General features: G+C 70.9%; 22 protein-coding genes and 2 riboswitches. Of the genes, 15 read left to right on the forward strand and 7 right to left on the reverse strand.

Annotation, left to right across the window (positions count from 1 at the left end; genetic code table 11):
- Positions 1-763, forward strand: a 763-nt coding sequence (gene lpxK / locus Q8S40_RS15510; RefSeq protein ID WP_305671100.1) for a tetraacyldisaccharide 4'-kinase, incomplete at its 5' end; no start/stop codon positions are given.
- A 19-nt stretch (positions 764-782) separates the two neighbouring features.
- Here the strand turns inward: lpxK and Q8S40_RS15515 are convergent.
- From Q8S40_RS15515 to gcvT, 5 genes are all read right to left on the reverse strand, one after another.
- Entirely contained in the window at positions 783-1802 is a 1020-nt protein-coding gene (locus tag Q8S40_RS15515) for an alpha/beta fold hydrolase (protein WP_305671101.1), read from the reverse strand.
- 67 nt (positions 1803-1869) lie between these two features.
- Positions 1870-2355 carry a CinA family protein gene (locus Q8S40_RS15520; RefSeq protein ID WP_305671102.1) on the reverse strand — a complete coding sequence of 162 codons (486 nt, stop codon included), beginning with the start codon at positions 2353-2355 and terminating at the stop codon, positions 1870-1872.
- On the reverse strand, positions 2356-5262 hold the full coding sequence (gene gcvP, locus Q8S40_RS15525) for an aminomethyl-transferring glycine dehydrogenase (protein ID WP_305671103.1): 2907 nt from the start codon (positions 5260-5262) through the stop codon (positions 2356-2358).
- A complete protein-coding gene (gcvH, locus tag Q8S40_RS15530) occupies positions 5259-5636 on the reverse strand; it encodes a glycine cleavage system protein GcvH (RefSeq protein ID WP_305671104.1) in 378 nt (125 codons plus the stop codon). The genes gcvP and gcvH overlap by 4 nt, the downstream gene beginning before the upstream one ends.
- Before the next feature lie 15 nt (positions 5637-5651).
- The gene (gcvT, locus tag Q8S40_RS15535) at positions 5652-6752 is read right to left on the reverse strand and encodes a glycine cleavage system aminomethyltransferase GcvT (RefSeq protein WP_305671105.1); all 1101 of its coding nucleotides are present in this window, start codon (positions 6750-6752) and stop codon (positions 5652-5654) included.
- Between the two features lie 47 nt (positions 6753-6799).
- A riboswitch (glycine riboswitch) is annotated at positions 6800-6908 on the reverse strand.
- A 12-nt stretch (positions 6909-6920) separates the two neighbouring features.
- Positions 6921-7030, reverse strand: a riboswitch (glycine riboswitch).
- 124 nt (positions 7031-7154) lie between these two features.
- Here gcvT and Q8S40_RS15540 point away from each other — a divergent pair.
- The 7 genes from Q8S40_RS15540 (at position 7155) to Q8S40_RS15570 (ending at position 13550) form a co-directional block, all read left to right on the forward strand.
- On the forward strand, positions 7155-8291 hold the full coding sequence (locus tag Q8S40_RS15540; RefSeq protein WP_305671106.1) for a M20 family metallopeptidase: 1137 nt from the start codon (positions 7155-7157) through the stop codon (positions 8289-8291).
- A 37-nt stretch (positions 8292-8328) separates the two neighbouring features.
- Positions 8329-9318: an alpha/beta fold hydrolase gene (locus Q8S40_RS15545; protein ID WP_304814927.1), complete on the forward strand. Its 990-nt coding sequence runs from the start codon at positions 8329-8331 to the stop codon at positions 9316-9318.
- A gap of 66 nt (positions 9319-9384) precedes the next feature.
- Positions 9385-10560, forward strand: a complete 1176-nt coding sequence (locus tag Q8S40_RS15550) for a zinc-dependent alcohol dehydrogenase (RefSeq protein ID WP_304814925.1) — start codon at positions 9385-9387, stop codon at positions 10558-10560.
- Positions 10557-11129: a hypothetical protein gene (locus Q8S40_RS15555; protein WP_304814923.1), complete on the forward strand. Its 573-nt coding sequence runs from the start codon at positions 10557-10559 to the stop codon at positions 11127-11129. Before Q8S40_RS15550 ends, Q8S40_RS15555 begins: the two co-directional genes overlap by 4 nt.
- A gap of 186 nt (positions 11130-11315) precedes the next feature.
- Entirely contained in the window at positions 11316-12077 is a 762-nt protein-coding gene (locus tag Q8S40_RS15560; RefSeq protein WP_305671107.1) for a hypothetical protein, read from the forward strand.
- Complete coding sequence (locus Q8S40_RS15565; protein ID WP_304814920.1) at positions 12067-12489, forward strand: phage holin family protein; 423 nt, start codon at positions 12067-12069, stop codon at positions 12487-12489. Before Q8S40_RS15560 ends, Q8S40_RS15565 begins: the two co-directional genes overlap by 11 nt.
- Positions 12486-13550, forward strand: coding sequence for a DUF3618 domain-containing protein (locus Q8S40_RS15570; protein WP_305671108.1), 1065 nt, complete (start codon positions 12486-12488; stop codon positions 13548-13550). Before Q8S40_RS15565 ends, Q8S40_RS15570 begins: the two co-directional genes overlap by 4 nt.
- A 16-nt stretch (positions 13551-13566) precedes the next feature.
- Here the strand turns inward: Q8S40_RS15570 and Q8S40_RS15575 are convergent, their stop codons facing one another.
- A complete protein-coding gene (locus Q8S40_RS15575; RefSeq protein ID WP_305671109.1) occupies positions 13567-14142 on the reverse strand; it encodes a TetR/AcrR family transcriptional regulator in 576 nt (191 codons plus the stop codon).
- A gap of 113 nt (positions 14143-14255) precedes the next feature.
- Here Q8S40_RS15575 and Q8S40_RS15580 point away from each other — a divergent pair, with 113 nt between their 5' ends.
- Positions 14256-15050 (forward strand): class II glutamine amidotransferase, encoded by a 795-nt coding sequence (locus tag Q8S40_RS15580; RefSeq protein ID WP_305671110.1) that lies wholly within the window; start codon positions 14256-14258, stop codon positions 15048-15050.
- A gap of 42 nt (positions 15051-15092) precedes the next feature.
- Entirely contained in the window at positions 15093-16685 is a 1593-nt protein-coding gene (locus Q8S40_RS15585; protein WP_305671111.1) for an ABC transporter substrate-binding protein, read from the forward strand.
- Between the two features lie 60 nt (positions 16686-16745).
- Here Q8S40_RS15585 and Q8S40_RS15590 read toward each other — a convergent pair whose 3' ends face one another.
- A complete protein-coding gene (locus Q8S40_RS15590) occupies positions 16746-17924 on the reverse strand; it encodes a YihY/virulence factor BrkB family protein (protein WP_371136842.1) in 1179 nt (392 codons plus the stop codon).
- 115 nt (positions 17925-18039) lie between these two features.
- Here Q8S40_RS15590 and Q8S40_RS15595 point away from each other — a divergent pair, with 115 nt between their 5' ends.
- The 5 genes from Q8S40_RS15595 to Q8S40_RS15615 all read left to right on the forward strand — a co-directional run.
- On the forward strand, positions 18040-18855 hold the full coding sequence (locus Q8S40_RS15595) for an ABC transporter permease (protein WP_304814911.1): 816 nt from the start codon (positions 18040-18042) through the stop codon (positions 18853-18855).
- Positions 18852-19550: an ABC transporter ATP-binding protein gene (locus tag Q8S40_RS15600; protein WP_304814909.1), complete on the forward strand. Its 699-nt coding sequence runs from the start codon at positions 18852-18854 to the stop codon at positions 19548-19550. The genes Q8S40_RS15595 and Q8S40_RS15600 overlap by 4 nt, the downstream gene beginning before the upstream one ends.
- On the forward strand, positions 19532-20551 hold the full coding sequence (locus Q8S40_RS15605; RefSeq protein WP_305671112.1) for an MlaD family protein: 1020 nt from the start codon (positions 19532-19534) through the stop codon (positions 20549-20551). The genes Q8S40_RS15600 and Q8S40_RS15605 overlap by 19 nt, the downstream gene beginning before the upstream one ends.
- Positions 20548-21420 carry a hypothetical protein gene (locus Q8S40_RS15610; protein ID WP_305671113.1) on the forward strand — a complete coding sequence of 291 codons (873 nt, stop codon included), beginning with the start codon at positions 20548-20550 and terminating at the stop codon, positions 21418-21420. Before Q8S40_RS15605 ends, Q8S40_RS15610 begins: the two co-directional genes overlap by 4 nt.
- Positions 21421-21475: 55 nt before the next feature.
- The coding region (locus tag Q8S40_RS15615) for a dihydroxyacetone kinase subunit DhaK (RefSeq protein ID WP_305671114.1) at positions 21476-22502 on the forward strand (1027 nt) is incomplete at its 3' end.

Consider the following 22502-nt stretch of genomic DNA (forward strand, 5'->3'; position numbering starts at 1 on the left):
GCATTTCCTGCTGAGCGGCTATGGCGGCACGCTGAAGGGGCCGGTGCGCGTCGACCCCGCGACGCATGACAGCACCATGGTGGGCGATGAGGCGCTGCTGCTGGCCGAGGTACGCCCCACCTGGGTCTGCGCCGACCGCGCCGCCGGCGCGCAGGCCGCCGTGGCCGCCAATGCGCGCGCCATCGTCATGGATGACGGGCTGCAGAATCCTGGCCTGGCCAAGGATCTGTCGCTGCTGGTGATCGATGGCAGCTTCGGCTTCGGCAACAACCGCGTCATCCCGGCCGGCCCCTTACGCGAACCGGTGGCCGCCGCCGCGGCCCGGTGCCAGGCCGCCGTGCTGATCGGGGAGGATGAGACCGGCGCGCTGGACCTGCTGCCCCCCGGCCTGCCCGTGCTGCGCGCCCGGCTGGTGCCGGGGCCGGAGGCGTTGATGCTACGTGGCCAGCCGGTCTTTGCCTTCTGCGGCATTGCCAACCCGCGCAAATTCTTCGCCACCCTGCAGGAAGCCGGCGCCGTGCTGGCGGGGCGGGAGGCATTCGGCGACCACTACCAATACGATGCGGCCGAGATCCAGGACCTGCTGGCGCAGGCGGATGCCGCCCGCGCCCAGCTTGTCACCACCAAGAAGGATTTTGTCCGCATCCCGGCGCAGTTCCGGTCCCGCGTGACGGTGGTGACGGTGGGGCTGGAATGGGCCGAATCGGCGCAGATCGAGAGCCTGATCGACCCGCTCGCCGCCCGGGTGCCGATTCCGGCCTGATCCTCCGGCGCATGGGCTGCTACCGCCACAGCCCCTTCGCCGCCAGCCAATCCTGCACCAGCGCGGCCACCTGGTCGCTGTTGCGATCCATCATCAGCATGTGGCTGTTGCCGGGGATGCCGCGGCTCGGCAGATCCACATCCTCCACCGTGCCGCCGGCTGCCTCGATCGCGGCGGCGAAGGCGCGGGCATTGCGGCGGATGACCGACCAGCGCGGATCCTGGTCGACGTAATCCCCATAGACCATCAATTGCGGCACATCCTTCAGCTTCGCAGCCTCCGCCACCGCACCGATGCCGGCAGGCTCGATCAGCACCAGGGCACGGAACAGCTCGGGACGCCGCTGCGCCACCTGCCAGGCCAAGGCGCCGCCCTGGCTGTGCGCGATCACCACCGACGGGCCGACACGCTCCAGCAGCGCGATGTAGGCGGCAATCACATCGTCATCGGTGCCGAGGTAGCGGGCGACCACCTGGCGCGTGAAGGCCAGGTAGTGCTCCGGCTCGGTCGGGAACTGGTTGCCTGGCAGGACGCTGCGCGTGGCGTAGGACCCGGCGCCGGTGCCGATGCGAAACCGCTCCCACGGGTTCTGCGCCGGCAGATGCAGCGGCGGGGCGTAGATCTCGGGCACCATGGCCGCACCGCTGCGGCCGCGCTCCACCGCATCCGTCACATAGGTGGCCCAGCCGCGGCGCAGGAAGAATTCGTCCCAGCCCGGCCGGCCATCCGGCGTGGTTTCCCAGGTGACGCCGGTGAGGTAGGCGCCGTGCCACAGCATCAGCGGCGCCGTGCCGCGTTGCGGGGCGGGCACCATGAAGCGGGCATACATCTGCCCCACCATGTGGACACCGTTGGGGTCGATGCGCAGCGGCACGCTGCCCGCGGTCGGCAGGTACTCGCGCACCGGCCGGCCCGACAATTCCACCTGTCGCCCGCCGACATGGAAGGAACCGAAGCGCTCCAGCGTGACAGGCTGCGCCTGGGCGGCGGTGCCCAGGCCGAGACAGGCCGCGAGCATCGCGGCTCCCCATTTGGTCATGACTTTCCCCCTCGCCCGGGTCCTGGCCCGGCTCGGGCATATCCTAGGATGTGGGAAGCCGTGACGCCTATGGCTCGGAAAGTGTCTTCTCGAACAGGCCGAGCAGCGCCAGGCTGAAGGCCTGCATATTGGCCGCGCGATCGCCATGCCCGGTCTCCAGCGTCACCACACGCTCCACCGGGCCGGAGATGGCGAGGCAGCTATGCCCCGCCGCATCGCCATAGCTGTTGCCCGTGGGGCCGGACGCACCCGTCTCCGCGATGCCCCAGACCGTGCCGAAGCGCACGCGCAGGGTGCGTGCCAGCAGCAGGGCGTAGGGCTCGGAGGAGGATCGCATCCCGGCCATATCGGCCCGGGTGATGCCCAGCAGCTGTTCCCGTGCGGTGGCCGTATAGACCACGGCACCGCCGAGAAAATACGCGCTGGCTCCGGGCACCGCGAGCAGGCTGGCTGAAACCAGCCCGCCGGCGGAGCTTTCGGCCACCGCCACGGTTTCGCGGCGCGCCTTCAGCAGCGCGCCGACAATCCCGCCCGTGGCGAACAGCGCCTGCACCTACTCGGCCGCCTGCGCATAGGCTTCGAGCGGCGCGCAGGTGCAGACCAGGTTGCGGTCGCCATGCACATTGTCCACCCGCTTCACCGGCGGCCAGTATTTCTGGCGCGCCACATAGGGCAGCGGGAAGGCGGCCTGTTCGCGGGTGTAGGGGTGCGACCAGTCGCTGGCCATCACCTCCGCCGCCGTGTGCGGCGCGTTCTTCAGCGGGTTGTCGGCACGGTCCATGCGACCCTGCTCGATCGCGCGGATTTCGCCGCGGATCGAGACCATGGCCGAGATGAAGCGGTCCAGCTCGCCCATCGTCTCGGACTCGGTCGGCTCCACCATCAGCGTGCCGGTCACCGGCCAGGACATGGTGGGCGCGTGGAAGCCGTAATCCTGCAGGCGCTTGGCGATATCCTCGACCGAGGCGCCGCCATTCTGCTGGAAGCCGCGGCAATCCAGGATGCATTCATGCGCCACCATGCCCTGGCGGCCGCGATACAGCACCGGGAAATGCTCCGCGAGCTTCACCGCCATGTAGTTGGCGTTGAGGATCGCGACCTCCGTCGCCCGCTTCAGCCCATCCGGCCCCATCATGCGGATATAGGCGTAGGAGATCGGCAGGATCGACGCGCTGCCGAAGGGCGCGGCCGCCACCGGCCCGTGGCTGGTCGCCTGGGGACCTGCTTCCGCGAGCATCGGATGCGCCGGCAGATAGGGTGCCAGATGCGCCGCGACGCCGATCGGGCCGACGCCAGGGCCGCCGCCGCCATGCGGGATGCAGAAAGTCTTGTGCAGGTTCAGGTGGCACACATCCGCGCCGATCAGGGCGGGCGAGGTGAGGCCGACCTGCGCGTTCATGTTGGCGCCGTCCATGTAGACCTGCCCACCCTTCGCATGGATCAGGGCGCAGATCTCACGGATCGCTTCCTCGAACACGCCATGCGTGGATGGGTAGGTGACCATCAGCGCGGCAAGGCGGTCCGCATACTGGTCCGCCTTGGCGCGCAGATCATCCAGATCGACATTGCCGTCCCGGTCGCAGCCCACCACCACAACCTTCATGCCCGCCATCACGGCGGAGGCCGGGTTGGTGCCATGGGCGGAGGACGGGATCAGGCAGATGTCGCGCGCCATGTCGCCGCGCGCGCGATGCCAGCCGCGGATCGCGAGCAGCCCGGCATATTCGCCCGCGCTGCCGGCATTCGGCTGCAACGACACGGCGGCGAAGCCGGTGACGGCGCAGAGCCAGGATTCCAGCCGCCGGATCATCTCGATATAGCCGCTGGCCTGATCGACCGGCACGAAGGGATGGATGTTGCCGAAACCGGGGAAGGTCACGGGGATCATCTCGGCCGTCGCATTCAGCTTCATCGTGCAGGACCCGAGCGGGATCATGCTGCGGTTCAGCGCGACGTCCTTGTCCTCCAGCCGCTTCAAATAGCGCAGCATCGCGTGTTCGGCGTGATGGCTGCGGAACACCTCCGCCGTCAGCACGGCGCTGGTGCGGGCCAGCGAGGCGGGGATGCCGCCTTCCGGATCGATGCTGTCGATCTGCGGCGCGGCCTGGCCGGCGGCCTCCGCGATCGTATCCAGCAGCGCCAGCAGATTCTCCCGAGTTACCGTCTCATCGAGCGCGATGCCGACACCGCCATTGTCGTGGCGTGCGAGATTGAAGCCGCGCTTCAGGGCGCCGGCGATCAGCGCCTCCGCCTTGCCGCCGGCCTCGATGCAGATGGTGTCGAAGATGTCGCGATGGCGCAGCGTGAAGCCGGCGCGCTTCGCCGCACCGGCCAGCAGCCGCGCCTGCAGGGCCACGCGCCTGGCGATGCGGGCCAGCCCCTCCGGCCCATGCCACACGGCATACATGCTGGCCATCACCGCCAGCAGCACCTGCGCGGTGCAGATGTTGCTCGTCGCCTTCTCGCGCCGGATGTGCTGTTCGCGCGTCTGCAGCGCGAGGCGCATCGCCGGATGGCCCGCGGCATCGAGCGAAACGCCGACCAGCCGCCCCGGCATCAGCCGCTTATGGGCATCCTTCACCGCCATGTAGCCGGCATGCGGCCCGCCATAGCCCATCGGTACGCCGAAACGCTGGGTGGAGCCGACGACGACATCCGCGCCCATCTCGCCCGGCGGCTTCAGCAACACCAGCGACAGCGGATCGGCCGCGACGATGGCGAGGCCGCCGCCGCCATGTACCGCGGCGATCTCCTTCGTCAGATCGCGTACTTCGCCGGTCGTGCCGGGGTACTGCAACAGCAGCGCGAAGGGCTTTTCCGCGTTGACGGTGGCGATGATGTCGGCCGGCTTCGCGACCAGCACCCGGAAACCCAGCGGCTCCGCGCGCCCGGCCACCACGGCGCGGGTCTGCGGATGCACATCGGAGGCGATGACGATGGTGTCCGACTTGCCGCGCGTCGCGGCATGCGCCAGCGCCATCGCCTCGGCCGCCGCCGTCGCCTCATCGAGCAGCGAGGCATTCGCCACCGGCAGGCCCGCGAGGTCCGTCACCATCGTCTGGAAATTCAGCAGCGCCTCCAGCCTGCCCTGGGCGAGCTCGGCCTGATACGGCGTATAGGCCGTGTACCAGCCCGGATTCTCCAGCACGTTGCGCAGGATGACCGGCGGTGTCAGCGTGCCGTGGTAGCCAATGCCGATCAGCGACTTGATGTCGGCGCGGTTCTTCCCCGCGAGTGCGCGCAGTTCCGCGATCGCCTCGGCCTCCGTCGCCGCGGGCGGCAGCGGCAGGGGCGCATTGCTGCGGATATCGGCGGGCACGGTGCGGGCGGCCAGCGCCTCCAGGCTCTCGGCGCCCACCACCTTCAGCATGGCGGCGATTTCGGCTTCCGAGGGCCCGATATGGCGGCGCGCGAATTCGCCCTTGTCCTCAAGCGCGGAAAGCTCGGCAATGGCGTTCATGCGAGGGTGTCCACGAAGGCGGCGTAGGCGGCCTCATCCATCAGCGCGTCGACCGTCGCGGCCTCGACGCCGCCGATCTTGAAGAACCAGCCCTCACCGGTCGGCGCGCTGTTGATCAGCGAGGGGTTCTCGACCAGCGCGGCGTTGGTCTCGACAACCTTGCCGGCGACGGGCGCATAGACGTCGGATGCCGCCTTCACGCTTTCGACCACGGCGCAGGCCTCGCCCTCGGTCACGTCGCGGCCGGGCTCCGGCAGATCGACGAACACCACGTCGCCGAGCGCATTCTGGGCGTGGTCGGTGATGCCGATGGTGGCGACATCGCCGTCCAGCCGGATCCACTCATGGTCTTTGGTGAAGCGAAGTTCGGCCATTATCCGGGAACCTTTTCAGCGAGCGTAGCGGTGGGGGGCGAAGGGCAGGGGGCAGATGCGGGCAGGCAGCGCCTTGCCCCGCACCATCAGTTCAAGGGCCGTGCCATCGGCCGCCGCGCCGCGCGCGACATAGCCCATGGCGATGGGCGCATTGACGGAGGGGCCGAAGCCGCCGGAGGTAATTTCGCCAATCACGGCGCCACCGGCCTGCACCGGCGTGTGGCCACGGGCTGGCTGGCGCCCCTCCGGCTGGATGCCGACACGCAAACGCGCCGGGCCGTTATCCAGTTCGTCGCGGCAGCGATCCGCACCGCGAAAGTCCCAGGCCGTGCGGCGGCGCTTGCCCATGGTCCAGACCAGGTTGGCTTCGACCGGGCTGGTCGTCTCGTCCAGATCGTTGCCGTACAGGCAAAGCCCGGCCTCCAGCCGTAGCGAATCGCGCGCGCCGAGGCCCGCGGGCAGCACGCCCGGCAGCGCCAGCAGCGCCTTGGCCACCGCCGTGGCCTGCTCGGCGGGGATGGAGATTTCCACGCCATCCTCCCCGGTATAGCCGCTGCGGCTGACCAGGCAGGGCACGCCGGCAATCGTGTGCTCGGCGAAGTCCATGAATTTCATCGCCGCGATGGCCGGCGCCAGCGTGGCCAAGGCAGGCACGGCGCCCGGCCCCTGCAGCGCGATCAGCGCCCGGTCCGGCAGCGGCCGCAGCGTCACGCCCGCGGGCAGCACCGCCTCGATCGCGGGAATGTCCAGATGCTTGCGCGACGCGTTGAGCACCAGGAACAGCCGGTCGCCGCGATTGGCGACCATGAAGTCATCCAGGATGCCGCCCGTCTCCGTCATCAGCACGCCGTAGCGCTGCCGGCCGGGCTTGAGGATCTGCACATCCGCCGGCGTCAGCTTTTCCAGCGCCGCCGCGGCGCCTTCGCCGATCAACTCCGCCTGGCCCATATGGGAGACGTCGAACAGCCCGGCGCTGGCGCGGGTGTGCAGATGCTCCGCCATGATCCCGGCCGGGTACTGCACCGGCATGGCATAGCCGGCGAAGGGCACCATGCGCCCGCCAAGGTCGCGATGCAGGCCTGCCAAGGGTGTCTCGAGCAATTCGGTATCGGCCACGGTGCCCCCAAAGGCTTCCCATCGCCGAAATGGCGCCGGGTATTCCGTGACCCCCCTCTGTCCGGTGACCTGAGAGATTCGGCCCACCTCCCGGCGCTGCCTTACTCCGTCGGTGCCGCGCCCCGTTCGGGGTGCGAGCTTTCCAGAGTCCCGCCGAGCCCTTCGGCTCCTGCCCGCGCGGCCCTTCTGCCTGAGCGTTTCCGGGGGCCGGTTGCGCCTTCGGCGGTGGTTTCGGAACCCGGTGGGGGCCCCTCGCCACTCTCTCCCGCGCGGTCCACGGGAGCGGCGGGTATGCCCGAGCCAGAGGCCGCGCGCAACGGCGCTTTTCGGCCGCGGGTGGGTTCCGCAGGCGCCTGCCGAGTGGTCTGCTGCCGCCGAAATGGTCAGGGGGGATACCGGGAGATGCAGGAGCTAACCGCCGAGGGCCTGCTGGCCGCGCTGCGCGGCTGGGTCGAGATCGAAAGCCCGACCCAGGATGTGGCCGCGGTCAACCGCATGGCCGATCATGTGGCGGCGAAGCTGCGCGCGATCGGCGCGGAGATCGAGCGCACCCCCGGCCGGGACGGCTTCGGCGACATCCTGATCGGCCGCATCGCGGGCCAGCGCTCCGGCCCGGGCCTGCTGCTGCTCGGCCATATCGATACGGTGCATCCGGTCGGCACCCTCGCCGGGAAACTGCCCTTCCGGGTGGAAGGCAGCCGCGCCTATGGCCCCGGCATCTATGACATGAAGGGCGGCAATGCGATGGCGCTGGCGGCGCTGGAGCATCTGCACGCCCAGGGCCGCAAGCCGCTGCTGCCCGTCAGCTTCATGATGATCCCGGATGAGGAGGCCGGCAGCCCCTCCTCCCGCGCCGCCATCGAGGCGGAGGCACGGCGACACGCCGCGGTGCTGGTGCCGGAACCCTCCGGCGAGGGCGGGCGGCTGACCGTCGGCCGGCACGGCATCGCGCGCTATCATCTCCGCACCATCGGCCGCCCCGCCCATGCCGGCGCCACCCATGCGGAAGGGCGCAGCGCGATCCGGGAAATGGCGCGCCAGGTTCTGGCGATCGAGGCGCTGACCGACTACCCGCGGAACTTCTACGTCAATATCGGCACCATCTCCGGCGGGACGCATGAGAACATGGTGCCCGCCGAATGCCGCGCCATCTGCTACGCGCTGGTCCCCACGGAGGCGGAGGCGCGCGAATTGCACGATGCGCTGTTCGCGCTGCGGCCGCAGGACCCGGATGTGACGCTGGAGGTGGTGCCCGGCCTGTCCCGCCCGCCCTTCGGCAAGACCGCCGCCATCCAGGCGCTGTACGACCATGCCAGGGCGCTGGCGGCGGATGGCGCTTTCCCGGTGGCGGGGGAACGCGTCGCCGGTGGCGGCTCGGACGGCAATTTTACCGGCGCGCTCGGCGTGCCGACGCTGGATGGGCTGGGCGTGATCGGCGGTGGGCCGCACAGCTTCGCGGAGCATATCGAGATTGGCTGCCTGGTGCCGCGCACCCGGCTTTTCGTGCGGCTGTTCGAGTCGCCGCTGCCGGCGCTGTAGCGGGGCAACCTGCTGCGGCGCAGCACGTTGGTGCTGCATGAAAGCAGCAAACTGGATTGTCGGCGCGGCGGTGGCCCTCGGCGGCGCCGCGCTGGCCAACCACCTCATCGCGCAACGCAACGAGGCCCGGCACCCGCCGCGCGGCCGGTTCCTGACCGTGGATGGCGTGCGCCTGCACTTCATGGAGCGCGGTGCCTCGCATGGCGGGCCGACCGTGGTGCTGCTGCACGGCAATGGCGCGATGGCGGAGGATTTCGCCCTCAGCGGCATCCTGGACGAACTCGGCCAGACCCATCACGTCATTGCCTTCGACCGCCCGGGCTTCGGCTACAGCGACCGTCCCCGCGCCCATATTTGGACTGCCGCGAACCAGGCCCGGCTGCTGCGCCGCGCGCTGCGCCGCATGGGCATCCAGCGTTCGGTACTGGCGGGCCATAGCTGGGGCACGCTGGTGGCGCTGGAGATGGCGTTGCAGCGGCCGGATCAGGTGGCGGCGCTGGTGCTGATGTCCGGCTACTTCACGCCGACGCTGCGGATGGATGTGCCCGCCTTCTCCGGCCCCGCCATTCCGGTTCTGGGCGATGTGCTGCGCTACACCATCTCGCCCCTGATCGCCTGGGCGATCACGCCGCTGTTGTTCCGGAAGATCTTCGCCCCCGGCCCGGTGGCGCCCCGCTTCGCCGCGCATTTCCCCACCGGCCTGGCGCTGCGCCCGTCCCAGCTGCGTGCCTCTGCCGCCGATACGGCGCTGATGGTTCCCGCCGCCCTGGCCACGCGCCACCGCCATGGCGAGGTGCGGATGCCGGTGCTGATCCTGGCCGGGGCCGAGGACCGCATTGCCGATGTCGGCCGCCAATCCGCCCGGTTGCATCACGACATTCCGGGCAGCGAGCTGCGCCTGGTGCCGGGCGCCGGGCACATGATTCACCATGCGGCGCCTGCGGCGGTGGTGCAGGCGATTCGTGATGCCGCCGACCGGGCCGCCGACCGGGCGCGTGATTGCGCCGCCGAAAGCGCGGCAGCGTGACCGCTTTGGTGCCGAACCCGGCACCGCCTGGCGCTTTCAGCCCTCGACGGCAGAAGGGTGATGCGGATGCGGGCGCTGGTTTGGCACGGCAAGGAAGATATCCGCTGCGACACGGTCAGCGATCCCGCCATTGAGGATCCGCGCGACGCCATCATCAAGGTGACGAGCTGTGCGATCTGCGGCTCGGACCTGCACCTGTTCCACAACATGATCCCGGCCATGTCGCCCGGCGACATCATGGGCCACGAGACGATGGGGGAGGTGGTGGAGGTCGGCTCCGCCGCGAAGGGCAGCCTGAAGAAGGGTGACCGCATCGTGGTGCCCTTCACCATCAATTGCGGCAGCTGCGCCCAGTGCAAGCGCGGCAACTTCTCGGTCTGCGAGACCAGCAACCGCAACAAGGCGATGGCCGACAAGGTGTTTGGTCATGCCGGCGCCGGGCTGTTCGGCTACAGCGCGCTGACCGGCGGCTATCCCGGCGGCCAGGCGGAATACCTGCGCGTGCCCTTCGCCGACCAGACGCATATCAAGGTGCCGGACGGGCTGAGCGATGAGCAGGTGCTGTTCCTGTCCGACATCCTGCCGACCGGCTGGCAGGCCGCGGTCGCCTGCGACATCCAGCCTGAGGATACGGTGGCGATCTGGGGCTGCGGCCCGGTCGGGCAGATGGCGATCCGCAGCGCCGTGCTGCTCGGCGCGAAGCAGGTGATCGCGATCGACCGGCTGCCGGAGCGGCTCGGCATGGCGGCCGCCGGTGGCGCCATCACGATCAACTTCGAAGAAGACAGCGTGATCGAGCGGCTGAACGAGCTGACGGGCGGCAAGGGGCCGGAGAAATGCATCGATGCGGTCGGCATGGAAAGCCATGTCGGCCTCGGCCAGCCGGATACGCTGCTCGATCGCGCCAAGCAGGTGGTGATGCTGGAGAATGACCGGCCGCATGTGCTGCGGGAGATGATCTATGTCTGCCGCCCCGCCGGCATCCTGTCCGTCCCCGGTGTCTATTCCGGCCTGGTGGACAAGCTGCCCTTCGGCCTGGTGATGAACAAGGGCCTGACCATCCGCACCGGCCAGACCCATGTGAAGCGCTGGACGGATGATCTGCTGCGGCGGATCGAGGACGGCCAGATCGATCCGTCCTTCGTCATCACCCATACGGTGGGGCTGGAGGAGGGACCGGAAATGTACAACATCTTCCGCAATAAGCAGGATGGCTGCATCAAGGTGGTGCTGAAGCCATGAGCCTTCTTGCGAATGCCACCCGCCGCAAGGGCGACCCGCGCATCCTGCGCAGCGGTCCCGGCTCGCTCGGCGCCGCGGACCGCCTGGCACGCGCGATCGGCTGGTTCAGTATCGGTCTTGGTGTCGTGCAGATGCTGGCGCCGCGGCGGGTGACACGCGCGCTCGGCCTGCGCGGGCAGGAAGGGCTGGTGCGGGCCTATGGCGCGCGGGAAGTCGCCTCCGGGATGCTGGCGCTGTCCGTGGACCCGTCCGTTGGCCTGCGCAGCCGTATCATCGGCGATGCGGTGGATGCGGCGACCCTGATGGCCGCGCTGCGCCCAGGCAACCCGAAGCGGGACAATGTGCTGCTGGCACTCGCGATGGTGGCCGGCGTGGCGGCGCTGGACATCCTGGCCGACCGCGCGTTGCAGGCGCGGCATGGGCGCGAACAGGCGCGCGCACCGCGTCGCACACTGCCGCAGGCACCGCCACGGGCCGGTGACCGCAGCGGCTTTCCGCAGGGGCTGGCCCAGGCGCGCGGTGCGGCGCGCGACTTCGTGGTGCCGCACGACTTCCGCCGCTCGTTCTGATCCCTCGGCGACCGGCCTCATCACCATCGCTTGCAGTGTCGCGGATTTGGGAAAAATCCGCGGCAAAGGGGCAGGTGGGCCCGCAAGCGCAAGGAACAGTTGTGGCCGCCTTCTGTTGGACTCGCGGCGCGCATGGTGACGGGCAAGGGCCCGTAGGCGAGCGAAGCAGCAGGCGAGGACAGCCAGATGAGTGATACGAGACAGGGCGGTTTCCCCGACCGCGACCCCCCGAACCCCCACACGCCCACCCCGCACGCCCCCGCACATCAGGCCGCCGAGGATGGCCGTGCCGTGTTGCAGGAAGCCAAGGCGCAGGCGCAGGAAACCGCTGCATCGCTGCGCGGCGAAGCCGCCGGTGCCGTCGCCGATGTAAAGGCCGAGGGGGCCGAAGTGTTGGAGGCCGCGCGCCAGCGGGCCGCCAGCTTCGCCGAGGCGCAGCAGAAGGCCGGTGCCGAGCGGGCGGAAGGCTTCGCCGAAGCCGTGCATGATGTCGCCGACAAGCTGGGCGAGCAGTCGCCGGTGATGGCGCGCTATGTGCACGAGGCGGCGACCGCCATCGAGGGCATGGGCCGCACGCTGCGCGATAGCAGCCCGGCGGAACTGCTCGGCCGCGTCGAGGACCTGGCGCGGCGCCAGCCGGCCGCCTTCTTCGGCGCCGCCGTACTGGCCGGCTTCGGCCTGGCCCGCTTTGCGAAAAGCTCCGCCGAGGCCTCGCGCCGCAGCCACACGGCCCACCGGACCGGCGCGGCACCGATGGGTGGGTCTGTCCGGCCCGAGACGGCGGCGCAGGCGCCAGGCTGGGCGCCGCCCGCCACCAATGATGCTGGCGGCGCCAAGCCGACCACGCTCGCCGCCGCCTCGCTTGGTGGCGCGGCGGCCTGGCCGGGTGGCCGCGCGCCCAGCATGCCCGAGACCCCGAAGGCGGGAGGCGCCGGCAATGTCCGCTGACCCCTACGGCGTGGACCCACGCCACCCCGAGCCCGGCCGATCGGTGCCTGAGCTGTTCAGCAGCGTGATCGGCCAGATCTCCACCCTGTTCCGGCAGGAGGTGCGGCTGGCCCGCGCCGAGGTCGGTGAGAAGATCAGCCATGCCAGCGGCGCCATCACGCCGCTCGGCGCGGGTGCGGGCATGCTGCTCGGCACGCTGATATTGCTGCTGTTCGCACTGGTCTCGCTGCTGGTGCATTTCGGCATTCCGGTGGGCTGGTCTCAGCTCATCGTCGCCATCCTCGCGGCGGTGATCGGCTACGCGCTGATCCGCAGCGGCATTTCCAGATTGAACGCGACAAACCTGGTGCCTGAACGGACGGCCGAGCAGCTGTCCCGCGACGCTCAGGTGGCGAAGGAGCAGGTTCGATGAGCAGCACGACGAATCCCGACAAGCGCAGTAGTGCCGAGATCGAGCAGGAGGTCGAGCAGACCCGCGCCGGCCTGACCGAGACGCTGGAGGAGCTGCGTGATCGTGCCTCCCCCGGCCAGTTGTTCGAGCAGGCGCTGGATTACGCCAAGACCTCGGGCGGCGCGGAGTTCACCCGCAACCTCGGCGCCGCGGTGCGTGACAACCCGCTGCCGCTGCTGTTGATCGGTGCCGGCATCGGCTGGATGATGCTGAGCCAGGGCGGTGGCCGGCCCGCGCCGCGCCGCCGCAGTGGCGCCTATGACGCGCCCTACGGCGCCACCTATCCCGGCACGGGCTGGGAACGTGAGGAGCCCGGCATGCTGGATCGTGCCGGCGAGGCCGTGGGCGATGCGGTCGGTGGTGCGGCGGACGCCGTGCGCGGCGCCGCCCGCAGCGCCACGGATGCCGCCAGCTCAGCCTATCGCAGCGCCGCGGGCGCCGTCGGTGCGGCGGGTGAGCGGCTGGGCGAGGCTGCCGGTTCGGCCCGGAACAGCCTGCGCGGCGGCAGCGGCCAGGCCTCGCATATGGCGTCCGACTACGCCGATCGCGCCTCGCGCGCTGCGTCCGGCTATTCGCACGACGCGCGGGACCGGATCGGCCACTGGGCGGATGAGGCGGAAAGCACGGCGGGCTGGGTGCTGCGGGAGCAGCCGCTGGTGCTCGGCGCGCTCGGCATCGCGCTCGGCGCCGCGGTCGGTGCCCTGCTGCCGGGAACGGAGGCCGAGGACCGCATGATGGGCGAGACGCGGGACGAACTGGCGGGCAAGGCCAGCGCGCTCGCGCAGGAAGGCTATGAGAAGGCGCGCGACACCGTCGGCGGCCAGGCCGACCAGGCGCGTGATGCCGCCGGCAGCGCCGCCGGCTTGGCCGGTCAGGCGCGGGAGGCGGTGCGTGGCGCCGCCCACAGCCTCGCGGCCAATGCGAAGGAGGCCCTGGCCGAAACGCCGGAGCCCGCCAATGAGCCCCGGCCCGAGGGCACGCCGCCGCGTCCCGAAACCCGCCCGGCCACCGGCCTGGGCTGATCGGCGAGGCCGGATCTCAGTCGAGCAGGGCGAGGGCCTGGCGCACCGCGCCCTGCATCGTCGCGCGATCCGGCCGCCCGCGCGACAGCACGCGCAGGCCGAGCAGCAGCGTCATCAGCATCCGGGCCAGATCATCCGGGTCCCGTGTGGCGTTGATGCTGCCATCCGCCTGCCCGGCGAGCACCCGGGCGCGGAAGAAATCCTCCAGCTCCGCCAGCCGGGCGGCCACCACTCCGGCCACGCCGCGATCATGCGGCGCCACTTCCAGCGCCGAATTCACCAGCAGGCAGCCCATGCGGTCCCGCAGCGACCGGGCGACGATTTCCTCGAGCAGTCCCGCGATCGCCTGCCTTGGCGGCAGCGTGGCCGCAAGCCGTCCCAGCCTCTCGCGCATGCCCTGGTCCAGGTAGCGGTCGAGGCAACGGGCGAACAGGCTGCGCTTGTCGCCGAAGGCATTGTAGAAGCTGGCCTGGCCGAGGCCCATCACCTCGCCCAGGTCGCGCACGCTGGTGCCGGCATAGCCGTGGCGCCAGAACTGGCGCATCGCCGCCTCGATGACGGCATCCTCGTCGAAGCTGCGGGGGCGGGACATCGCGGCCAGCATAGAGCGGCGCTGCGGAGGGTGCCAATGCGGCGGCCCAGGCTTGCCCTGGCCGCGCGACCGACGCAACTTCCGGCGTTGCTACCCCTCCGGATCGCGCCCGCATGTGCCGCTTCCTCGCCTATCTCGGCGAACCCATCTTCCTGTCCGACCTGGTCTGCGCGCCGGCGCATTCCCTGATCCACCAGTCGATGCACGCCGATGAGGGCAAGACCGCCACCAATGGCGATGGCTTCGGCCTGGGCTGGTACGGTGAGCGGGAGGAGCCGGGGCTGTACCGCGAAATCCGCCCAGCCTGGTCGGATGAGAATCTGCGCTCGCTGTGTTCGCAGGTGCGGTCGCGGCTGTTCTTCGCGCATGTCCGCGCTTCCACCGGCACCTCCACCACCCGCGCCAACTGCCATCCCTTCGGCCTGGGCCGGCAGATGTTCATGCATAACGGCCAGGTCGGCGACTACCTCCGCATCAAGCGGCGGATGGAGGCGCTGATCCCGGATGCGCTCTACGAACACCGCCAGGGCACCGGCGATACGGAGGCGATCTTCCTGGCCGCCGCCGCGGATGGGCTGGCGGAGGACCCGATCGGCGCGCTGTCCCGCACCCTGGGGCGGGTGCTGGCGCTGATGCAGGCCGCCGGCAGCACACAGCCGCTGCGCTTCGCCGCGGCGCATAGCGATGGGCGGACGCTCACCTGCTTCCGCTGGTCCTCGGACAACAAGCCACCCACCCTGTACTGGCGCCGCGCGGGTGCGAATGTGCTGGTGGTGTCGGAGCCGGTCGATGAACGCAATGCCGGCTGGCTGCCGATTGCCGCCAACCACGCGCTGGTGGCCCGGCCCGGGCAGGATGCGCAGGTGCGGCCCTTCGAGGTCGCGGCATCGGTCTTGTCCGATCTGTAACAACTGGTCCATAACGGGCGACCATTCCACGGGGGACGACCCATGCTGACCCGCCTCGCCACCCTGGTCCTCGGCGCGAGCTTGCTGGCCGGGCCGGCCATGACCCAGACGATCCCGCCCGAGCGCATCCTGCGCATGGTGCCGAACGCCGATCTGCAGACGCTGGACCCGATCAACACCACGGCCGGGGTGGTGCAGTCCCACGCGCATATGATCTACGACCAGTTGTTCGGCCGCGACGCGCAGATGCGCCCGCAGCCGCAGATGGTCGGCGCCTACAGCGTCTCCGACGATGCGCTGGTCTGGCGCTTCACCCTACGCGACGGCCTGGCCTTCCATGATGGCGCGCCGGTGACGGCGGAGGATGTGGTGGCGTCGCTGCGCCGCTGGGGCGCGCGCGACCCGCATGGCCGGCAGATCCTCGCCATCACCACCGGCCTGGAGCCGCAGGCGGATGGCAAGACGGTGGTCTGGACGCTGAACCGCCCCTACGGACTGATGCTGGATGCCTTGTCAAAACCCGCCGGCAACATGCCCGCGATCATGCCGGCGCGCATCGCCGCAACCGATCCCTTCACCGCGATCCGGGAGACGATCGGCAGCGGCCCCTTCATCTTCTCGCGTGACGAATGGGTGCCGGGCAGCACGGTGGTCTATCGCCGCAACCCCGCCTACGTGCCGCGCAGCGAACCCGCATCGGGCACCGCCGGCGGCAAGGTGGTGCATGTCGATCGCGTGGAATGGCAGAACATCGCCAATGTACAGACCTCGACGCTGGCGCTGATCCAGGGCGAGATCGACTACATCGAAAGCCCTGGCGTGGATTTCCTGCCGATGCTGCAGCGGCGTGGGGCGCGGATCATCCGCACCAACACGCTCGGCGCGCCGGGCATGATCCGGATGAACCACATCCACCCGCCCTTCAACGACCCGCGCGTGCGGCAGGCGCTGATGCTGCTGGTGAACCAGGAGGAAATCCTCCAGGGCATGTTCCCGGACCCGGCGCTGTACCAGGTCTGCCACGCCTTCTTCGTCTGCGGTTCACCGCAGGAAACCAATGCCGGCGTGCCGGAAGGCCTCGGCAGCCCGGCGGCGCGCGAACGGGCGCGGCAATTGCTGCGGGAGGCGAATTACGATGGCACGCCGATCGTGATGATGGACCCGACGGACAATCCCTTCGTCCACACCGCGACGCTGGTGCTGGCGCAGCAGATGCAGTCCGTCGGTTTCCGCACGGATGTGCAGGCGACCGACTTCGCCTCCATGGCCGGGCGCCGCGCCAATCGCCGTCCGCCGAGCGAGGGCGGCTGGCATATCGGCCTGACCTTCTGGAACGGCCTCGGCGCCTCGGACCCGGTGGGCAATGTGCCGATGCAGGCAAGCTGCGAGCGCGCCTGGCCGGGTTGGCCCTGCGATGCGGCGCACCAGGCTTTGATCGATGCCTTCCCCTACGCCGCCAACGCCGCGGAACGGAAGCGCATCCTGGATGAGCTGCACATCAGCGCCTACAACCTGGTGCCCTATGTGCCCTACGGCCAGTGGTACCTGCCCTCCGCCGTCACGCCGCGCATCTCGAACGTGCTGGCGATGCCGGGCATCATCATCGCCTGGAACATCCAGAAGGCGGCGCGCTGAGGTTCAGGCGCCGGTAGTGGGGCGCCGGTAGTGGGGCGCCGGTAGCCAGGGCGCGGGTGGTCAGGCAACCGTATCTGCCATCTCGGCACCGCGCCGGCCCAGCGCCTGGTCCGGTGCCGTGGTGGTGTCCTGCGCGGTCTGGTGCTCCATCTCCGCGTTCAGCTCCGCGCCGAGCAGGATGACGATGGCGGAGATCCAGATCCAGGTCATGAAGCCGATGACCGCGCCGAGCGAGCCATAGGTCTCGTTGTAGTTGCCGAAATTGGCGACGTACCAGGAGAACCCGGCGGAGGCGGCGAGCCAGGCCACCGCGGCAAAGCCGCTGCCCCAGCTCACCCAGCGCCACTTGGCCTCCGCCCGGCTCGGGCCCCAGCGGTACAGGCAGGCCAGCACCAGCCCGACCAGCAGCAGCATCAGCGGCCAGCGGCCATAGGACAGCAGCATCTCCGCCGTGCTGCCAAGCCCGACCAGGCCCAGCACCACGGGCACCGCCACCACCGCCACCATGGTCAGGATGGCGAACAGGAAGAAGCCGAGGGTGAAGGTCAGGGTGGTCAGCGTCAGCTTGATGAAGCTGCGCTTCTCCCTTTCCTCGTAGATGATGTTCAGCGCATCGAACATCGCCTTGGCCGCCTGGTTGGACGACCACAGCGAGATCAGCAGGCCGGCCGCGGCGCCGAAGCCCAGGGTGCCGCCGGCGGTGCTGGCCACGCGCTGCACCTGTTCCTCGATGATCTCCATGCCGCCGCCCGGCACGATCCCGCCGAGTGCGCTCAGATGGCCCTGGATGGTGGCGGGGTCGGCGACCAGCGCATAGATCGAAACCAGCGAGGCCAGCGCCGGGAACAGGGCGAGCAGCGTGTAGAAGGTGACCGCCGCGGCCTCCATCATCAGGCGGTCCTCGCTGGCCTGGGACGCGGTGCGCTTGAGGATCTGCCACCAGCCCCGCGCGGGGATCTGGGAGGGGCCATCGGCGCTGCGGCCCGCACCCGCACCCGCCTCCGCCGGCCTGCCGGAGGTGGGCTCGGGGCTGCGCCCGGCAGGATGACCCTGGCGTCGGTCGCGACCAGCATGGGGGCCAAGATGGGGACCAGAATGGGGACCGCGCCGGACCGCCGCGGGGCCTGGCCGGCGCAGCGCGGAATCCAGTGCCAGCAGGCCCGCCAGCGCCGCCGCGGCCACCATCCATCCGCCGCCATCCCGGCTCGCCACGCGCCGCCTGCCCTGCGTCCCCGCCATCGTGCTACTCCTCGTTCACGCCCGGCAACGCGGAAGCGCGGCCCGGGTGCCCACAGGACGGAAACTTTTTGCCGTCGCCCGCGCTGACCGAAACGGAATGGCATGGGAGGGGGCGATGGCAAAGGCACGGCCCGTGGCGCTGCCCTGGCTGGTGCTGGAGGCCATCGGTGCGCCTGCGCGGCGTGGCGTGCAGATGCTGCTGGCCACCGCGGCCCTGGCCGCCGGCGTATTGGCGGAGGGGCTGAACCCGGCCACCTGGCGGCGCCGCACCCTGCGCGCCGAATATCGCCGCAGCCTGCGCCAGGCCATTGTCGGCGGCTTCGGCACCGTCATCATCACCGCCACCCTCATCGGCTTCGGCATCGTCCACCAGACTTTGCGCTGGCTCAGCTTCGCCGGGCAGGAAGACTACACCGGCACGCTGCTCGCCACCGTTCTGGTGCGGGAGGTGACGCCGGTGCTGACCGGGCTGATCCTGCTCGGGCGCAGCGGCACCGTCACGGTTGTGGAATTCGGCGCGGTCAAGGCCAGCGGACACCTCGAGGTGATGGAGGCGCAGGGCCTCGACCCCTTCACCCTGCTGGTGCTGCCGCGGGTGGTGGCGTTTGCGCTGGCGGGCTTCACCCTGGGGGTGATCTTCCTCGGCGTGGCGCTGGTGACGGGCTACATGACCGGCTGGCTCACCGGGCTGGTGGTGGCACCGCCGCGTGAATTGCTGATCAACCTGTTCGGCGCCACCGACAATGTGGAATTCGCGCTGTTCGCGGTGAAGCTGGTGGTGATCGGCGCGCTGGTGGCGCTGGTCTCCGCCATCACCGGCATGTCCTCCACCCGCGCGGAAACGCCCTCCCATTTGTTGCCGAGGGCCTTCGTGCGCGGGCTGCTCGGCATCCTGGCGGCCAGCGCGCTGCTCAGTGTGGCAACGGCATGACGGCGGTGCTGGAGGTGCAGGCGGCGCGCGCGGCGCCTGGGACATCGCCCATCCAGGGGCCGGTGGCGCTGCATCTGGCGCCCGGTGATCTCGCGCTGGTGCATGCGGATGACCCTGCCATGGCCCGCGCGCTGGCGCTGATCTGCGCCGGGCTGGTGAAGCTGGCCGCCGGCCAGGTGCGCTTCCTGGCGCAGGATTGGGCGGCGCTGCCCCGCCAGCCGGCACAGGCGCTGCGCGGCCGCATCGGCCTCGCCCCCGGCGATGGCGGCTGGTTGCCGCATCTGACGGTGGCGGAAGGGATGCTGCTGGCCCGCCGGCACCATGATGCCACGCCGGATGCCGATCTGCTCGCCCAGGCCCATGATCTCTGCCGCCTGTTCGGCCTGCGGGGGTTGCCGCTGGTGCATCCGGCGGAGCTGTCGCGTGCCGATCTGTCCCGCGCCGGCTGCGCCCGCGCCTTTCTCGGTACGCCCGACCTGATCCTGCTGGAAAGCCCGCTGGACCGGGAGACGGCCGATATGCTCGCGGAACCATTGCTGGCGGCGCTGGAACCGGCGCGCGCGCGGGGCGCTGCGGCGCTGTGGTCCACCAGGTCCCGCCACGCCTGGAACACGCCAGGCTTTCCCGCCAGCCAATGGTGGGTGCTGAAGGAAGACGGCTTGAAAGGAAACGAACCATGTCCGATGGCTCAGTGACGCAGGAAGACCGCGTTCGGCTGCGCCATACGGATCGCTGGGTCGGTGCGCTGGTGCTGCTGGCGCTGGTGCTGTTCCTGGCCGCCCTGTTCCAGCGCGGCGTGATCCGCGAATGGTTCGCCGACGGCACCACGCTGATGGTGCTGCTGCCGGAGGAAGGCGTGGCCGGGCTTTCCGTGGGCGCGGAGGCGGAGGTGCTGGGCATCCGCGCCGGCTCCGTACGCCGCATCATCGTCGATCCCGAACGCCGCATCCGCGCCGAACTCCTCATCGAGGAACAGGCGAAGCCCTTCATCCGCCGCGATTCCACCGCCGTGGTGCGGCGCCGCTTCGGCGTGGCGGGCCCCGCCTACCTCGATATCCAGCGCGGGCGGGGGGAGGAGTTGAACTGGGACCGCGCCTGGATCCGCGCCACCAGCGAACGCGCGCCGACGGAAACCCTGGGCACGCTGCTGGATGAATTGCAGCAGCGCGTCTTCCCCATCCTGGATGAGCTTCGCACCGGCACCGCCGCCTTCTCCGCCGCGACGCAGCGGCTGGAACGTGGCGAGGGCACGGTGGGCCGGTTGCTGTCGGACGACACGCTGATCCGCCAGGCCGAGGCCGCCACCGCTCGCGCTGCCGCGGTGATGGAGAATATCGAGGCCGCGAGCCAGGAGGTGCGCCAGCTCACCGCCGGGCTGTCGAACGGCCGTGGCCCCGGCACGCTGCCCGGGCTGGTGGCGCGGGCGGAACGCGTGCTGGCGCAGGTGGAACGCGCCAGCGCCGACCTGGCCCGCGCGACGCCCGCTCTGCCGCAGGCCACCGCGAACATCCGCGATGGCACGGACAGTCTGCCGGCGGTGATGATCCAGGCGCAGGAAGCCGCGCGGCAGATGGAACTGCTGCTGGCGCAGCTTCGCCGTCACTGGCTGCTGGGTGGCGGTGGTGGCAGCGCGGCGGAGCGCAGCATCTCCGCCGGCGCCGTGCCGCGCCCGATGGTGGAGCGGTTGCGCCCGTGAGAGTGGCCTTGCTGGCCTTGCTGCTGCTTTCCGCCTGTGGCGGCCGCGCCGCACCGGAAGGCCCGCCGCGGGATGGCGTGCTGGACCGTGCGGCGGGCAGCGCGCGGGATGCGCTGAACCAGGACCAGCCGGTGGTCGCCGGGCGGCTTTACGCGCAGGCGCTGGCCCGCGCGCGGGAACGCGACGACCCGGTGGCGATCGACGCCATGGGCTTCGGCCAGGCGACCTCGGCCCTGGCGCGGGGCGATGCCCCCGCGGCGCTGGCGGCGGCGCAGGAGGTGCGGGCGGAGTTGGCCCGGCGCGGCCGCGGCGCCTCCGCCGGGCTGCTGCTGGCGGAGGCGACGGCGCTGTTCCGGCTTGGCCGGATGACGGAGGCGGACCGGCTGGCCCGCTTCGTCGCCAGCCGTGGCGCGGAGAATGCGGAGGCCGCGCTGCGGGCGCATTTCCTGCTCGGCCTGCTGGCCGCCGGGCGCGGCGACCTGGCGGGCGTGGTGGCCGCGCGGGCCGCGATCGGCGCGCCGGAGCAGGCGGCCTACCGCGCCGATGCGGTGGAGCTGGAAGGCGCGGCGGCGCTGCTGCGCGGCGACGCGGCGGGTGCGCGGGTGCATGCCGCGACAGCGGCCGATCTGCGCCGCGATTCACTGGATTATCGCGGCCTGTCGCGGGCGCTGGCCTTGCAGGGCGCAGCGCTGGAACGGCTCGGCGACCCGGCGGCGGCGGCGGATGCCTATCTCCGCGCCGGACGGGGTGCCGCGGAGCGTGGCGAGGCGGATGCGGCGCGCTGGCTCGGCCAGGCCCGGCAGTTGGCCGGCGGCCGTGCCGATCTGCTCGCCGCGATCCGCCAGGCGGAGGCGCTGCGGGAACGCTGAGGCGTTTGACGCCCGGGCGCGCCACGCCGATCCTGCGCCAACGAAGGGGAACGCCATGAAGAAGCTGGTGAATGATCCGCGCCGCGTGGTGCGCGAAATGCTGGAAGGCCTGGTGGACCTCAACCCCGGCCTGGCGCTGCTGGATGCCGAGGATGTGGTCGTGCGCGCCGAATTGCCTGTGCCGGCGCAGCGCCCCGTCGCGGTGCTGTCCGGCGGCGGGGCGGGGCATGAGCCGGCGCATGCGGGCTATGTCGGGCCGGGGATGCTGGCCGGCGCCATTGCCGGGGATGTCTTCACCTCGCCCTCCGTCGATGCGGTGCTGGCCGGCATCCGCGCCGCCGCCGGGCCGCGCGGTGCGCTGCTGGTGGTGAAGAACTACACGGGGGACCGGCTGAATTTCGGCCTCGCCGCCGCGCTGGCCACGGCGGAGGGCATCCCGACCCGCGTGGTCGTGGTCGCCGATGACGCGGCCTTGCATGAAACGGTAGCGCCGGAGCGCCGCCGCGGCATCGCCGGCACGGTGCTGGTGCACAAGGTGGCGGGCGCCGCCGCGGGGGCCGGGCTGGATCTCGACGCCGTGCTGGCAGAGGCCGAGGCGGCCGCTGGCGCCGTGGTGACGATGGGCGTGGCACTCGGCGCCTGCACCGTGCCGGCGGCCGGCGTGCCGGGCTTCGCATTGGGCGAGGACGAGATGGAACTCGGCCTCGGCATCCATGGCGAACAGGGCGTGCGCCGCGCGCCGATGGCGCCGGCGGATGCCATCATCGGAACCATCCTGGATACGCTGGTGACCGATGCGGGGCTTGGCGAAGGCGACCAGGTGGCGCTTCTGGTGAACGGGCTGGGCGGCACGCCACCGATGGAGCTGTCCGTGGTGGCGCGCGCCGCGCTGGCCGGGCTGCGGGCGCGGGGCATCGAGGTGCCGCGCGGCTGGGCCGGCAATTTCATGACGGCGCTGGAAATGCCCGGCTGCTCGATCAGCCTGATGCGGCTGGATGCGGCTCGCCTCGCCCGGCTGGATGCGCCCGCCGGCGCCCCGGCCTGGCCCGGCGGCGGCGTGCTGGCGCCGCGCGCCACCGTCG

The organism is Falsiroseomonas sp., from assembly GCF_030695085.1.
In the GTDB taxonomy this organism is placed as follows: Bacteria; Pseudomonadota; Alphaproteobacteria; order Acetobacterales; family Acetobacteraceae; genus Falsiroseomonas.

Coding starts and splice junctions, on each gene's coding strand:
- Q8S40_RS15515 (WP_305671101.1), bottom strand. CDS start 1,802: ATGACCAAATGGGGAGCCGCGATGCTCGCGGCCTGTCTCGGCCTGGGC.
- gcvP (WP_305671103.1), bottom strand. CDS start 5,262: ATGAACGCCATTGCCGAGCTTTCCGCGCTTGAGGACAAGGGCGAATTC.
- gcvH (WP_305671104.1), bottom strand. CDS start 5,636: ATGGCCGAACTTCGCTTCACCAAAGACCATGAGTGGATCCGGCTGGAC.
- Q8S40_RS15540 (WP_305671106.1), top strand. CDS start 7,155: ATGCAGGAGCTAACCGCCGAGGGCCTGCTGGCCGCGCTGCGCGGCTGG.
- Q8S40_RS15545 (WP_304814927.1), top strand. CDS start 8,329: ATGAAAGCAGCAAACTGGATTGTCGGCGCGGCGGTGGCCCTCGGCGGC.
- Q8S40_RS15550 (WP_304814925.1), top strand. CDS start 9,385: ATGCGGGCGCTGGTTTGGCACGGCAAGGAAGATATCCGCTGCGACACG.
- Q8S40_RS15555 (WP_304814923.1), top strand. CDS start 10,557: ATGAGCCTTCTTGCGAATGCCACCCGCCGCAAGGGCGACCCGCGCATC.
- Q8S40_RS15560 (WP_305671107.1), top strand. CDS start 11,316: ATGAGTGATACGAGACAGGGCGGTTTCCCCGACCGCGACCCCCCGAAC.
- Q8S40_RS15565 (WP_304814920.1), top strand. CDS start 12,067: ATGTCCGCTGACCCCTACGGCGTGGACCCACGCCACCCCGAGCCCGGC.
- Q8S40_RS15570 (WP_305671108.1), top strand. CDS start 12,486: ATGAGCAGCACGACGAATCCCGACAAGCGCAGTAGTGCCGAGATCGAG.
- Q8S40_RS15575 (WP_305671109.1), bottom strand. CDS start 14,142: ATGTCCCGCCCCCGCAGCTTCGACGAGGATGCCGTCATCGAGGCGGCG.
- Q8S40_RS15580 (WP_305671110.1), top strand. CDS start 14,256: ATGTGCCGCTTCCTCGCCTATCTCGGCGAACCCATCTTCCTGTCCGAC.
- Q8S40_RS15585 (WP_305671111.1), top strand. CDS start 15,093: ATGCTGACCCGCCTCGCCACCCTGGTCCTCGGCGCGAGCTTGCTGGCC.
- Q8S40_RS15590 (WP_371136842.1), bottom strand. CDS start 17,924: ATGGCGGGGACGCAGGGCAGGCGGCGCGTGGCGAGCCGGGATGGCGGC.
- Q8S40_RS15595 (WP_304814911.1), top strand. CDS start 18,040: ATGGCAAAGGCACGGCCCGTGGCGCTGCCCTGGCTGGTGCTGGAGGCC.
- Q8S40_RS15600 (WP_304814909.1), top strand. CDS start 18,852: ATGACGGCGGTGCTGGAGGTGCAGGCGGCGCGCGCGGCGCCTGGGACA.
- Q8S40_RS15605 (WP_305671112.1), top strand. CDS start 19,532: ATGTCCGATGGCTCAGTGACGCAGGAAGACCGCGTTCGGCTGCGCCAT.